At 52.6% G+C, this 13,716-nt stretch carries 16 protein-coding genes; all 16 read right to left on the bottom strand.

Translation table 11 applies throughout. The annotated features are described in order from the left end of the window. Position 1: 1 nt before the first annotated feature. A complete protein-coding gene (gene fliM / locus SPIRS_RS07970) occupies positions 2-1,027 on the bottom strand; it encodes a flagellar motor switch protein FliM (RefSeq protein WP_013254166.1) in 1,026 nt (341 codons plus the stop codon). A gap of 9 nt (positions 1,028-1,036) precedes the next feature. Beyond that, a complete protein-coding gene (gene fliL, locus SPIRS_RS07965) occupies positions 1,037-1,582 on the bottom strand; it encodes a flagellar basal body-associated protein FliL (protein ID WP_013254165.1) in 546 nt (181 codons plus the stop codon). Between the two features lie 92 nt (positions 1,583-1,674). Next, entirely contained in the window at positions 1,675-2,403 is a 729-nt protein-coding gene (motB, locus tag SPIRS_RS07960; RefSeq protein ID WP_013254164.1) for a flagellar motor protein MotB, read from the bottom strand. Positions 2,404-2,414: 11 nt separating this feature from the next. Continuing rightward, complete coding sequence (locus SPIRS_RS07955) at positions 2,415-3,197, bottom strand: motility protein A (protein WP_013254163.1); 783 nt, start codon at positions 3,195-3,197, stop codon at positions 2,415-2,417. Between the two features lie 3 nt (positions 3,198-3,200). Next, positions 3,201-3,398: a flagellar FlbD family protein gene (locus tag SPIRS_RS07950; protein ID WP_013254162.1), complete on the bottom strand. Its 198-nt coding sequence runs from the start codon at positions 3,396-3,398 to the stop codon at positions 3,201-3,203. A gap of 31 nt (positions 3,399-3,429) precedes the next feature. After that, entirely contained in the window at positions 3,430-4,815 is a 1,386-nt protein-coding gene (flgE, locus tag SPIRS_RS07945) for a flagellar hook protein FlgE (RefSeq protein ID WP_041866015.1), read from the bottom strand. Then, positions 4,812-5,261 carry a flagellar hook assembly protein FlgD gene (flgD, locus tag SPIRS_RS07940; RefSeq protein ID WP_013254160.1) on the bottom strand — a complete coding sequence of 150 codons (450 nt, stop codon included), beginning with the start codon at positions 5,259-5,261 and terminating at the stop codon, positions 4,812-4,814. The genes flgE and flgD overlap by 4 nt, the downstream gene beginning before the upstream one ends. Before the next feature lie 18 nt (positions 5,262-5,279). Further along, positions 5,280-6,695: a flagellar hook-length control protein FliK gene (locus tag SPIRS_RS07935; protein ID WP_041866014.1), complete on the bottom strand. Its 1,416-nt coding sequence runs from the start codon at positions 6,693-6,695 to the stop codon at positions 5,280-5,282. A gap of 32 nt (positions 6,696-6,727) precedes the next feature. After that, the gene (locus tag SPIRS_RS07930; protein ID WP_013254158.1) at positions 6,728-7,345 is read right to left on the bottom strand and encodes a periplasmic-type flagellar collar protein FlbB; all 618 of its coding nucleotides are present in this window, start codon (positions 7,343-7,345) and stop codon (positions 6,728-6,730) included. Positions 7,346-7,348: 3 nt separating this feature from the next. Then, positions 7,349-7,789 carry a flagellar export protein FliJ gene (gene fliJ, locus SPIRS_RS07925; RefSeq protein ID WP_013254157.1) on the bottom strand — a complete coding sequence of 147 codons (441 nt, stop codon included), beginning with the start codon at positions 7,787-7,789 and terminating at the stop codon, positions 7,349-7,351. Next, a complete protein-coding gene (locus SPIRS_RS07920) occupies positions 7,764-9,125 on the bottom strand; it encodes a FliI/YscN family ATPase (protein WP_013254156.1) in 1,362 nt (453 codons plus the stop codon). The genes fliJ and SPIRS_RS07920 overlap by 26 nt, the downstream gene beginning before the upstream one ends. Then, complete coding sequence (fliH, locus tag SPIRS_RS07915) at positions 9,122-10,042, bottom strand: flagellar assembly protein FliH (protein ID WP_013254155.1); 921 nt, start codon at positions 10,040-10,042, stop codon at positions 9,122-9,124. The genes SPIRS_RS07920 and fliH overlap by 4 nt, the downstream gene beginning before the upstream one ends. Positions 10,043-10,075: 33 nt before the next feature. Next, positions 10,076-11,128 (bottom strand): flagellar motor switch protein FliG, encoded by a 1,053-nt coding sequence (gene fliG, locus SPIRS_RS07910; protein WP_013254154.1) that lies wholly within the window; start codon positions 11,126-11,128, stop codon positions 10,076-10,078. A gap of 3 nt (positions 11,129-11,131) precedes the next feature. Further along, positions 11,132-12,841, bottom strand: coding sequence for a flagellar basal-body MS-ring/collar protein FliF (gene fliF, locus SPIRS_RS07905; RefSeq protein WP_013254153.1), 1,710 nt, complete (start codon positions 12,839-12,841; stop codon positions 11,132-11,134). A 66-nt stretch (positions 12,842-12,907) separates the two neighbouring features. After that, positions 12,908-13,246 carry a flagellar hook-basal body complex protein FliE gene (fliE, locus tag SPIRS_RS07900; RefSeq protein ID WP_013254152.1) on the bottom strand — a complete coding sequence of 113 codons (339 nt, stop codon included), beginning with the start codon at positions 13,244-13,246 and terminating at the stop codon, positions 12,908-12,910. A 3-nt stretch (positions 13,247-13,249) separates the two neighbouring features. After that, the gene (gene flgC, locus SPIRS_RS07895) at positions 13,250-13,708 is read right to left on the bottom strand and encodes a flagellar basal body rod protein FlgC (RefSeq protein WP_013254151.1); all 459 of its coding nucleotides are present in this window, start codon (positions 13,706-13,708) and stop codon (positions 13,250-13,252) included. Positions 13,709-13,716: the final 8 nt, after the last annotated feature.

Genomic DNA, 13,716 nt, shown 5'->3' with positions numbered 1-13,716 from the left:
GCTATTCCCCTTCCTCGGCTACAAGCTCTTCGAACTCTTCCTTACCGAGTTCCTCGAGTCTGTGCACTATCTGTACCGCAACCTTGTTCCCGACAAGACCGGGGCGGCACTCGAACTTCTTTCGGTTTCCGATTTTGATGGTCATCGGATCCCCTACCCGTACATCCGGCAGCCGGATGACATCTCCCGCCCGAAGGCTCAAGACATCCCGTACGGTAAGATTCATCTCGCCGATCTCGGCGACCACCGGAATGGCCACGGTCGAAAGGCGATCTTTTAATATATTGAGGTTCTCGGTGGTGGCGCCACTGCGAACCGAAGAGTACATATACTGGGCCGACAGTTTCGAAATGATCGGCTCAATGGTCAGGTAGGGAATACAGAAGTTCATCATACCTTCCACCTCACCCACCTTCGTCTCAAGGGTAACCAGGACAACCATCTCCGTAGGCGGCACGATCTGGGCAAACTGCGGATTCGTTTCGATTTGTCCCAGACGGGGACGGAGGTCGATCACCTGACTCCACGCTTCCCGCAGGTTTCCCAGTATCCGAACAATGATCCCCTCCATTACCGTCTGCTCGATATCGGTAAGATCACGATTCACCTTGCTTCCTTCACCCTGGCCGCCCATGAGACGGTCGATCACCGAAAAGGTGATTGCAGGATCGATCTCCAGCACCGCCGACCCCTTCAACGGGTCCATATTGATAATCCCGAGGGTAGTCGGGTTTGGGATGGAACGAATAAACTCCTCGTAGGTAAGCTGATCTACCGAAGCAACGTGGACATGGACCATACTTCGAAGCTGGGCCGAAAGCGCAGTAGTAGTCAAACGGGCAAAGGTCTCGTGCATGATGGAGACCGTACGGATCTGCTCCTTGGAAAATTTATCAGGACGTTTGAAATCGTAGATCTTGATCTTACGCTGATCCTGAACCTGAGTAACCGATTCGGTCTCAATCTCTCCGCTTGAGATAGCGGTGAGCAGCTGATCAATTTCGTCCTGGGAGAGAACCTCGTTCATTCGCCCTTCCTAAAACTCCATGACATTGAAGGAGAGGAACACCACATCCTTCACATAGGGTTTATCCATCATCTTGTTGATCATCTCTTTCAATTCGTTCTTCAGCTGCGGCTCGTAGTTGGCGTTCAACTCCGCTTCCAGCTTCCTGGAAAAAAAGTAACGTGTCTGATCCACAATCTGCTCGCGGCGCTGGTTGATCTCGTTCTGAGCGTTTTTATTGTCCATGTCATAGCCAAGCTTGATGGAGACAATAACCGTCGCAGGATTTTCATCGCTTGTTCGGGTACGAATTTCACCAACGTCGTACCACTGTAAAATCGGCTGAACCTGCTGGTACGCCTCGGAGGGGGATGGATAGGCCTCGGCCTTCGGCCCCTTGGTCATGACGCTGACGGTAATGAACACAACGGTTACGATAAAGATGATGGCTGCAAGCCCGAGGGCCACCCATTTGAGAATCTTGAGAATAGCTGCGGGAACAAAGCCCGGCTTTCCACCGCCTCCGGCATCGCCGCCGCCTATTTCTTCATCGACAAATACTTCTTCATCGCCCATCACACGCTCCTGAAGCTCATATCAGGAAAATTTTACCAGAGAAGCGGGATTATTGCAAACCCCGCTTTCACCAACTTATATCCTCGGAAGGATCAAAGGTGTCCATCGGAGAGTATAATGATATCTACCCTCCGATTATAGGCCTTTCCTTCCTCGGTAGACTCTGAAGCGAGGGGGACCGTATCTGCGAACCCCGCCACCTGAAACTGATTCTCGGTTACACCGAAATCGACTAAATAGTGCAGAACATTGGTTGCCCGATCCGTCGAAAGCTCCCAATTGGTCGGCCATGGACCGGTGGGGTCGGTAGGGGTCGAATCGGTATGCCCCTCTATTCTGAACTTCCTGCCGGGCATGGATCGCAGCAGAGCCGAAAGCTTCTGAAGGGTCTCGCGGCTCTCCTCGATCTGAACCTCGGCACTGGCCGGTTTAAAAAAAGCGTCGGAGGCAAGGGTTATGATCAATCCCCGCTCATCCTGTTGTACCCGGACCTTCTGGCTTTTGATCTCCGGCTCAAACTGACTTATCGCCTTGCGCCTCGCCTCGTCCAGAGCACGCCCACGATTGGTCGAGGGAAGAGACATGATCATGTTTCCGAGTTCGGCCAGCTTTCCCTCCTGGAGGGTCTGACCGCCGGTATACATTCCCAGGCCGCTGAAGGCTGCCAGGATCAAATTCATCTTTGAATCGTCCGGAGTCGAGGTAGTGTAAAGCATGACGAAAAACGTAAGAAGAAGCGTCACCATGTCCCCATAGGTGTTCATCCATGCCGGAGAACCTGTGGGACATTTCTTCTTCTTTTTTTTCGGGCCATCTGCCATAGTATACCCCGTTACTCCTGCATCATCACGTCAAGCATCTCTTTTCTCTTTGCCGGCTCGAGGAAGGAGATCAATTTGTACTTGAGAATATTGGGGTTATCTCCTGCTTGTATGGAGAGAATCCCCTCGATCATGATGTCCCTGCTCAGTCGTTCCGCCCTGTCTCTGTCTTCGAGCTTATTCTTAAAGGGAATGAACAGGAGGTTGGCCAGAAACGAACCATACAGGGTGGTGATAAGGGCAGTCGCCATACCGGAACCGATAGCGTCAGGATCGTCGAGGTTGGCAAGCATGGCGATAAGCCCGATCAGGGTTCCGATCATTCCGAAGGCGGGAGTCAGGGCACCCCAGTCATCAAATATCTTGATACCGACTGCGTGGCGCTCCTCCAGCTGCCCCACATCGTTGTAGAGGATTGACTTTATCAGCTCGGGGTCTGTTCCGTCGACCACCAACTGTATACCGTTTTTGAGAAACTCATCCTCCACCTCTTCGATATCATCTTCCAAGGCAAGCAACCCCTCACGGCGTGCCCGCTCCGAAAAGTTTACCAGGGTGGTGATTGTCTTCTCGACCTCGTAGTTGGGGACTTGAATGGCATGACGGACATACTTCATGACTCCGAGGATCCTGGGGAGGGGGTTAGAAACCATCAAACCGGCAAAGGAACCGCCAAGGACGATCAAAATAGAAGGAATATCAATGTAGATGCCCACACCAACGCCGCCGATGATGATTCCCATGGCGACCATTGCCACGCCGAGGATCAATCCGCCTATTGTAGCTATATCCATTCCCTACTCCTCGTTGCCAAAGGAGCCGATGAGTCGCCGGTATTCGACGATTCGATCAATGACGACATCTGCAGTTTCACGAAGGATCAGACGTTTTCCCGAAAGCATGGTCAGCACCGTGTCGGGTACCGCTTCCATCGACTCTATCTGATGAGGGTTAACAAAAAACTCTTTTCCGTTCAGCTGGGTCACCTTGATCATGCAGATCGGCTCCTATTCATAAGTATCCCTATTAACGTTTGAGCGTCAGAAGCTCCTGAAGCATCTGATCGCTGGTGGTGATGGTTCTGCTGTTTGCCTGAAAACCACGCTGAGTCACGATCATATCGGTAAACTGTTCAGCAAGGTCGACGTTGCTCATCTCAAGGGCTCCCGCAATCAGCTTACCTTTTCCTGCCACGCCTGATTCTCCAATACGCGCCTCTCCCGAGTTATTCGACACAACGAAGGTGCTCTCGCCAGCCTTTTCCAGTCCCCCGGGATTGGTAAAACTTGCGAGGGCTACCTGTCCCAAGGTCCTGTTCGCACCGTTGGAGTAAACCCCGGTAATGACACCACTCTGATCGATCTTGAAACTTTCAAGATAGCCCATGCCGTAACCATCCTGTTTAAAGGCCTTGGTCGAACTTTTTTCGGCGAACTGAGTGATGGTGTCAACGACGCTTCCTACATCTCCAAGATTGAGAACCATGTCCTGACGAACCGGAGCCCCGGCCTCGGGCGTTGCTCCGGCAACATCGAAGGCAACATTCACCTGGAGGGTTCCGTTATCGATTCTGTCGCCCTGACCGTCGACGGCGGCCTGGAGGGTTCCGAGATTATCAAACTCCACCACAAAGGTGTTGGTATCGTTGTTGGCTTCGCCAATGTCCACCAGGGTGTTGGTTGGTGCTTCGGCATCGGGGTCAACGGTAACAGAGCCCTGCCACTGGTTTTCCGTACCCGCTACACGGGTAAAATTAATACGAAGAACATGCTCTTCTCCGAAACTGTCGTAGATGGTCTTGTCGATGCTCCAAGTACCTTCGGCAACATCCGCATCTCCGGCACCAGCAGGAATCAGGGGAGTACGCTTATCCAAGTTACAAGCGAGATCGACCTCACCGGTGGCGCGTGCGGGGTCCTTGCTCCCTACAGGAATAACAAGGTCTTCTACATCGGTAGCGGTATTTATGAAGGTCCGTCCATCGACATCCTGTGCCATCCAGCCCTGAACCCTCAGTCCGTTTGAGGGATTGACCAGCGTACCGTTTTCATCAAGACCGAAGGCTCCGGCCCTGGTGTAGAACTCTTTATCGCCGGAACGTTCAATAAAAAAGCCGTCACCCTGAATGGCGATATCGGTCATGATACCGGTGGTCTGAAGAGAACCCTGGGTGTGGACCGTATCGATGGAAGCCACATTCATACCCAGACCAACCTGCTTCGGGTTGACACCGCCTACCTCGTCGGTAGGTCTGGCTGCCCCGGACATGGTCTGACTCAAAAGATCCTGAAAGTTGACCCGTCCCTTTTTAAAACCAACGGTATTTACATTCGATATATTATTTCCGATGACGTCCATCCTGGTCTGATGGTTCTGCAGGCCGGAAACACCGGCATAAAGTGATCGCATCATCTGGAAGCCTCCTTGTTGCTCACTGTTTCAACCGAGTCGTAGTCATAATAGGTCCCGTTCACCAGCAGTTGGGGATAGTCTTTACCCGAAACAGCCTCCACGGTCCCGTGAATTTTCTGATCACCCTGAAGGATATCAACCTGCCTGCCAATCAGGTCATAGGCGGCATTTCGTCCCAAGGTATTTTTGACGGAAACGAACTGCTGGGAAAGGTTATTCATCTGCTCAAGGGAGGAAAACTGAGCCATCTGAGCAATAAACTCCTTGTCTTCCATCGGCTTGGTCGGGTCCTGATACTGAAGCTGTGTAAGCAAAAGTTTGAGAAAATCATCTTTGCCCAGAGACTGATTGAGCCCCTTCCCTTCCGCAAGGGTTTTATTCAGGGAATCAACCTGCATCTGCACCTTCAGCTGGTCCTGTCCCGACATGACCGTGCTAAAATCCATCAACCTTCCTCCTCCCGGTCACACGACCAGGTTTATCAAATTCTCTTCGCCGACATTATATTGATCCGCCGACGCTATGTTCGCATCCATCGCCTCTACCGCAGAAAAACGGTTTCCGTGAAAAGCCGACGTTTGGGCTTGTTCGGAAGAGGCATCGCCCCTAGCCTGGTCGCCACCGACAAAAACATTCAGCTTTGCCGATTCAAAACCGTTTGCTTCAAAGTTTCGTTCCAACTGCCGAAGGCTTGCTTCAAAGGCGTCCCGTACACTTGTATTGTCGACAAAAATTCTCCCGGCTATATGGTTATCTTCCAATTGAAGCCGAATCCTCACCCTTCCGAGATTTTCAGGATGGAGAATGAGACGAATCTCACCGGCATTATCGTTTTTCACGACGATAGAAGCCTGCTTTACAATCTTTCCGGAAAGGTCCTGCTGTAACCGCGAAGAAAGGAGTTGAGCCGAACGCTCGACACTTTGAGCTTCTCCCCTCGCCGTCCCGTCGCCCTGGGGAGATAGGTGGACATGCATAACCTGATTCTGTTCACCGCCGTCGCCCTTGGCCGATAGGGTATCGCCTGCCTTGCCGGCATCCGCCGTATCATGGGATGTATGGACCATACTGTTCATACGATCCTTTATCCCCTCCGTTTTCTCTTTTACAAGCGCTGCCGGTTTCGTCGAAGAAGCACTCTTTTGCTTTTCCAAAGCAGAAGAGGATTTTTCGCCTTTCGCCTGTTCCTTCACCTTTTTTTCGGGGACAAGTGCCGATCTCTTTATACCGGTGCTGTGATCCGCATTCTTTTTTGCAAGCACCTTAGCACCCTGCTTTTTCCTCGAGGTCGCATCCGCAGACACCATGACCTCATGCTGGCCGCCACGATCCCTAAGGTCGACGATTCGAAGCTTTGCGCCTTTTTCGTTTTCCGGGGCGAGGTGGAGACGTTCAGCCTTTTCCTGCGCCATTTTGCCTTCTTTTGAGGAATTGTCAGCTGCTTTTTTCACCGCGTCGGAAAGATCCTTCTTTTCCGGGGCATGGGCCTTTTTATCGGTATCCGCTTTAAGAAAATGAAGCCCTATCCCCTTGAGGTCCCCGGAAGGGTCTTTCTTTTCGGACTTCTCAGAACGCTTTTTCTTACTTTCTTCGACGGCTTCATCGCCTTTATGCTTTGAAGAGAGCTTTTCGGTCCCCTTATCTTCGGACATTTCCTTCGGCTTCTCTTCCCGTTTCGGTTCTTTCGTCTTTTGGCTTACTTTCGCTTCGACAGGTGCCGCTTCAGATTTCTTTTTTTCCTCCACCTTTTCCTTTGCGGCAGTAATACGATCGAAATAGCTCCCGAAATTCGCCCCTTCTTCCATAGAAGAGCGTAGCTCTTTGACTCCGGATGAGGTAGCAAGATCGACTCCGGTACTCTTTTCCGAAATCGCCATCATTGGAATCACGTTTCCTCCATACCCGACGTCGGTCAGGGCTTTACGATCATTTTTCTGCTCAGGACGGCGGCACGATCCGCAGGCATCAAGCTCAGCCAGTAGGAGACGGTGGAAGCCTCACCACTTTCCTGGGCTATCTCCTCAACCGTCCGAAGAATATCAATCACATCCTGGTCGTCCATCTCCAAAAGACGGTCGACGGCCTGCTGAGGCGGCATACCGACGTAATATTGAGCCGCCTGTCGCAGGTTTGCTCTTTTATTTTCGTACAGTTTCAGCCTTTGGTTAAACGAATTTTCTTGTTCTTTCAGACCATCTTCCCGTTCCTGAAGCACTTCCAGCTTTTGCTCGATCTCAGCTTCCCTGGTATCAAGGTCACTCTCCCGTCGATCGAGCTCTTCATCCCTAATATCGAGAGCCTCAAGCTGCTTGGAAAGACGCTCCTTCTCGAGCATAAGGGTGTCCAGATTCTGTGCTTCGGGAGGCTCTTCGGGAACGTCAACCCCTACCATGTGCAGGACCGGCGCAAAAAGCGGTTTCACCTGAATCAGGCCGAGATAATCGAACCAAAGCAGTCCGGAGAAGATCAGGACTATGATGAGAAGAACCAATACAAAGATCCGTGCTCCGGTTTGTGCCGCTGATGCCACAAATTACCTCCCTTGCCTTACACGTACCGACAAAGAAGAACCAATCTCGTCGAGGCTCCTCTGCTGTACGGCCAGCTCCTGCTTTCTATGAATTTCGGCCTTCCGTTCTTTCAGCTTCTCCAGGACCTTGCGCTTACGGGAAGCCTCGAGGAATTCCTCTTGAGCCTCGGCCCGTTTTGCCTCGAGATCTTCCAGTCTGATGGAAAGCTCCTGTCGCTCGCATCGCATGCGACGACCGAAATGCTCAATCTCCAGAAGCTCCTCAAGATCGAAGCCGTCTCGCCGGTCGAGAAAACTTTGTCGCTCCTGCATGGTACGCTCTTCGATCTGACGCCTGACGGTAACACATTCTCCAATGATCTTTCCGAGATCGATCTCCTTCTGTCGCTCCTCCCATTGACGAAGCTCCAGGATAGATTCAAGCGCGAATTGAAACCGTTTCATATGCGTCCAGCTCCTCTTCAGGAATGGGAATTCCCGCAATCGCTCCCATACGGGCTATGGTTTCTCTGATCGGTGCCGCTTCGGTAATGCCTTGTCCCAGGAATTCACGAATCGCATCGATCTTTTCTATCGCCTCGTCGATGGCGGAATTACTGCCTTCGGCATAGGCTCCGACATTGATCAGATCCTCGGCGTCGGTATAGACCGCGAGAAGCGATCTAAGCTTTCCTGAGGCCTTCTGGACCAAAGGAGAGGTGATCTTCGTTCCGAGACGGCTTAAACTGGCAAGCACATCGATGGCAGGATAACGATAGGCCTGGGCCAACTTCCTGCTCAAGACGATATGTCCATCCAGAATACCACGAACGGCGTCGGCAACCGGCTCATCCATATCATCGCCCTCCACAAGGATGGTATAAAAACCGGTAATAGTTCCCCGCTCTCCTGTCCCGCAGCGCTCAAGCAGCTTCGGAAGGGTGGAAAAAACGGAGGGCGTGTAGCCCCTGGTGGCGGGAGGTTCTCCGACCGCAAGGCCAATCTCACGCTGGGCTCTGGCAAAGCGGGTAACCGAATCGAACAAGAGCATGACATCCGCACCCTTGTCACGAAAATGCTCGGCGATGGTGGTAGCCACAAAGGCTCCGCGAAGTCGGCTCAAAGGAGCGGTATCACCGGTGGAGACAACGAGAATGGAACGCTCGAGCCCTTCAGGCCCGAGGTCGTACTCGATAAACTCCTGGACCTCCCGTCCTCGTTCCCCGATGAGGGCGATGACATTGATATCGGCCGAGGTGTTGCGCGCGATCATCCCCAAAAGGGTCGATTTTCCCACTCCGCTTCCCGAAAAGATACCAATGCGCTGTCCTTTGCCGATAGGGGTCATGGTGTCGATCGCCCGGACCCCGGTAACCATCTGACGCTTGATTGGCTTACGAGTCAGTACATTTGGAGGGGTGTTGACCGTGGAGACGCTTTCAGCCCCGCCGACCGGCCCCTTTCCGTCAATGGGGCGGCCCATGGCATCAAGGACCCTCCCAAGCATCTTTTCGGAAACGGGAACGGAAAGAGTTTCACCCATCGCTACGACCTGGGAGCCAGGCTCGATTCCGTCCATTGATTCGAAGGGCATCAGCTGAACGGTTCTGTCCCGAAAACCGACGACCTCGGCCCATACCGGCTCCCCTCCCGAGGTAAGGATCTGACATAATTCTCCGACAACGACCTGGGGTCCGTGGCTCTCCACAAGCAGCCCCTTGACCTCACGGACGGTACCAATCTCCTTGATCGGATCCATTCGTTCCAGAACATCGGTATATTTCTGAAAAAGAGCGGTCATACCTCGAGCTCCTCATTCGTACGACTGCGTATGGGAGCCAGCTCCAGAATTCTATCCTCAATCTCTTTCAGCTGACTGGAGATTCTGGCATCGATTTCACCGAAATCGGTCTCGATAACACAGCCCCCCCGATCCACAGTGGAATCCTCTACAACAGTAACGGCCCGTACATTTTCAACCATACGGATAAAATCCTTGATGCGGTCACTGGCAAGTTCCACATCCTCGAGGTTGACCCTGACAAGGACCTCTCCCCGGCTTTTAAGCTTTCTCAAGGCCTGGATGACGTTGTTGACAACCACGTTTTTCTGGTTTTCGCTGATCACCTTCACAACCTTCCTGGCGATCATCAAAACCAACTCGATAATCTGGGTCTCCGATTCTTCGATGATGGCGGTTCGCTTTTCGATCGCCTTGTCGAGAACCCGCTGAAGCTGTTCGGCAAGACGGTGGGCATCCTCAAGCCCCTCATCGTATCCAGCCTGTCTTCCTTCCTCATACCCCTCTTTCCGTGCGGCCTCCCGAACCGCGGAGGCCGCAGTATCGGCATCGGCAGTCGCCTGTTCGGCCTGGTGGCGGGCATCCTCCAAGATACGGCGAGCATCCTCTTCCGCATCCTGGATTGTTTTGCGCGCCTCGTCTCCTTTTTGTTTTACCTCGGCAAAAGCCCTCTCCTCGGCGTCGGAAACGATTTGCTTCGCCTCTTGTTCGGCGCTTTCCATCATGTGCTGCTTTTCCTGCTCCCAGTTTTGTCGGAAAAGCTCGGCTTCCCGTCGCAGATCATCGGCGGTGGGTCCGGTATACTCCTCCACCGCCGCAGGAATCTCTTCCTCGATCATGGGCTGGAAAGGAGTTTGCAGCACAACCTTATCCTGTAAGGTTGCAACCTCCTGGGAACGAAACACATTCTTGGCCAAATCGATATCCTCCCGGTCCTATCTCCCGCGAAATCAGACGACCATCTCGTCTTCGCCGGAGCGGGCCACAACAATTTCTCCCTGATCTTCGAGCTTCCTGATGATGGCGACAATCTTCTGCTGGGTCTCTTCCACATCCTTGAGCCTGATCGGTCCCATGTATTCCATCTCTTCCTTCAGAAGTGCGGATGCTCGCTTGGACATGTTCCGGAAGATCTTGTCCTGGACCTCCGCCTCTACGCCGCGCAAGGCCTTTGCAAGCTCGGCGGTATCCACTTCCCTGAGTACCTTCTGGATCGCCCGGTCGTCGAGAAGAACGATATCCTCGAAGACAAACATTCGCTTTTTGATCTCTTCTGCCAACTCGGGATCCTCTTCCTCAAGGGATTCGATGATCGCCTTCTCGGTGGTGCGGTCCACGAGGTTGATGATCTCGACGATATTCTCAACACCACCGGCAGCGGTAAAATCCTCACTGGAAAGGGTCGAAAGCTTTTTCTCGAGCACCCGTTCCACCTCACGTAAGGTCTCGGGGCTGGTTCTATCCATGGTGGCTATTCGCTTGGCGACATCGGACTGGAGTTCGTGGGAAAGACTGCCCAGAATGGCCGAAGCCTTAGCAGGTTCCAGATAGGCCAGAATCAAGGCAATGGTCTGTGGATGCTCCTGCTGGATGAAGTTCATCAGGTGGGCAGGATCGGTGCGTCTGATAAAATCGAAGGGACGCACCTGTAGGCTGCTGGTGAGACGGTTGATAATATCCACCGCCTTTTGGCTGCCGAGGCTTTTTTCCAAAAGTTCCCGAGCATAGTCTATACCACCGGAAGTAATGAAGTCCTGAGCCATCATAAGCTCCTTGAACTCCATCAGGACCCTATCCCGGTCCTCAGAATCCACATTATCAAGCCGCGCGATCTCGAAGGTAAGGGTTTCGATCTCGTCTTCCCGCATATGCTTGAAGATCTCGGCGGAGATCTCCGAACCGAGGGTAACGAGGAAAATAGCAGCCTTCTGTCGTCCCGAAAGCTCTTTTTTGATCTTTTTCCCGCCGGCAGCGGCGGCCTGACCTCCGCTCTGTTTTGCCATACGCTACTCCTCCGCCAACCAGGTCCGTATCAGCTGAGCGACATCCTCCGGATGCTCCCGCGCCATATTGATGGCGTTTTCCTGCATCTCCATGCGAGCCCGCTCTTCCACCGACATGGCCACTTCCATCTCTTCCTCTTCCGCATTCCGCAGGGCCGCTTCCCGCATCATCTGATGCTGACGGGCAAGCTCTTCTTCCCGAAGTCTTCTTCGCCGCTCAAGTTCCCTACTTATCAGCCTGAACACGATAAAGGCGACGATGATGACAGCGAGGCCGATAATCGAGTAGAGGATCGCCTGCTGCAGTCGTTTCTGGGCCCGAAAATGTTCATCTTCCTGGGCAAATTGGTTGGAACGATCGAATTGGATGTGCTGAACGGTGACGGAATCTCCCCGTTCCCTGTTGAAGCCGACCGCATGCTCGATAAGGGTCTGGGCCTTATTCAGATCTTCGTCGGAGACCGGTGTGTATTCCCGCTCGATGGAACCGTCGGTGTCCAGTTTCACCGTTCCGTTTTCATTGTAGCTCCAACGCCACACTCCGTCGACGGCCACACCGACAGTGATGCGACGAATGGTCCACGGACTCTTCTCTTCGACGATATTCCTCGTATTGACTTCCTGATTAATGATTTCGGAATTCTTGTTGTAGTTTCCCACGAGATTATTCATGTCCTTGTAGGCAGGAGGGGTTTGCCCTTCCTGTCCCGGAGGACCCTCGGGATTGAATCCGGTCCCCTTAAACTCCTCCTTGACAATCTCACTGGAACGGGGAATGGAGAGTACATATTCGCGCTCGTTGTAAGGGGTATTGGGATTATCCTCTACGGTGGTAACGGGGAAATGTTCTTCGGTGGAGACCGTTTCCTTTCGGAAGTCGAGATCGATATCAACCTTGAGGATGCTGACACGATCGGAACCGAATATCTGACTCATCTCTGTGAAGATCTGATTCTTGTAAGTAGCCTCAAGCCGCTGCTTCTGGTCAAGCTGCCGCTTCGAAAGTTCCAGACGATCAAAATCGGCCATGTCGGCAAAATCGTTCAGAACAACACCACGCTGGTCGCTAATAACGATGTTTTCATCTTTTAAACCTTCTACTGCCAGGCGTACCAGTTTTACGATTCCTTCAATTTTGGATCGGCTTTGGGTGATATCAGAACCCGGTCTGGGGGTAATAATGACCGAAGCGGTAACAGGATTTTGGTCTTCCTGAAAAAGCTTGTCTTCGGGTAAAACCAGGGTTACCTGCGCATTGTCTACATCCTCAAGTGCTTCTATATGCTGTTCGAGGTTTTCGGTGATGGCCCTCCGGAGGTTCACATTCCGTTCGAAGTCCGTAAGGGTCCAGCGGTCCATCTTAAAGATATCCCAGGGAGAGGTATCTGCAGGGATTAAATCTTCCCGGGCCAAAATCGAGACCATTCGCTGGGCCGTTCGCTTATCGGGAACAAGGATCAATCCCTCGGCGGTTATTGTATGTTCAACCCCTTCTTCATCAAGACGAACACTAATCTTGTCCAGTTTATCCTGGTCTGTAATGGGCGCCGTTATCAAAGGCACCATGCTCGGTGTCGCACTGACATGCAACATCAGCACAATCCCCACCACGGCCACCACTACCACCGCTGCGAGAATGAGCTTTTGCACCATCGACCACTTTCCCCATAAGGCTTTCAGCTGGTCGATACTCTTTTTCAACCATTCGTTCATGTCCCCTCCCATATCCTCTCTGACGATTATGCGCTCTCTTCCCCGTTGAGAGCACAAAATCGATTACTATCTCAGGTTTATAATCTCACGATACGCTTTCAAGGCTTCGTCAACAACACTCTTGGTCATCGATACCGCCATATTCGCCTTTCCCATGGCGATGGTGACATCGTGAACATCCACACTATCGGGATCGGTAATAAACTGCTGGGCAAGGGCATTGGCCTCCTGCTCCTGGTTACTGGCCCCGGTGAGGGCCTTTTCCACCAGGGATCCGAAATCCTGCCCGACCATGGGAGCATCAACTTTTTCCTCATTGGCGTGCACGATTCCGGAAAGATGTGAAGGGTTGGTTTTTGCCAGCCTGACGATATCACCGACGGCGGCTCCTGTAATCGCACTCATCTATTACCTCCCAATCTCGAGGGCCCGCATGAACATTGCCTTGCTTCCGTTCACCACGGCCACATTCGCCTCATAGGAGCGGCTGGCACTCATCATGTCCACCATCTCCTCCACAATATTGACGTTGGGCATTTCAACGTAACCCTTTTTCGGACCCGTCTGAATAGCATCGGGATGGGTCGGATCGTAGACCAGCTTGGGCTTTGCATCCATATCCTTTTGAACAGAAGCAACACGAACCCCTCGCCCCACACCATTATCAAGGGCGGTGGGAAGAAAAGGACTCCGCCAGTAAGGCTGGCTGTTACGTGCTCGAAAAATAACCCGACTGCGTCTGAAGGGCCCCCCTTCGGGGGTTCTCGCCGTGCTTGCATTGGCAATATTATCGCTCACCACATCCAGACGTAAGCGCTGGGCGCTCATGCCGGTGGCCGCCACGTTGATGCTGCTAAAAAGGCCCATACTCTATC

This window comes from Sediminispirochaeta smaragdinae DSM 11293 (assembly GCF_000143985.1).
Taxonomy (GTDB): domain Bacteria; phylum Spirochaetota; class Spirochaetia; order DSM-16054; family Sediminispirochaetaceae; genus Sediminispirochaeta; species Sediminispirochaeta smaragdinae.
The sequence above is the reverse complement of the archived record's forward strand: the minus strand, read 5'-3'. Positions and strand labels throughout refer to the sequence as shown.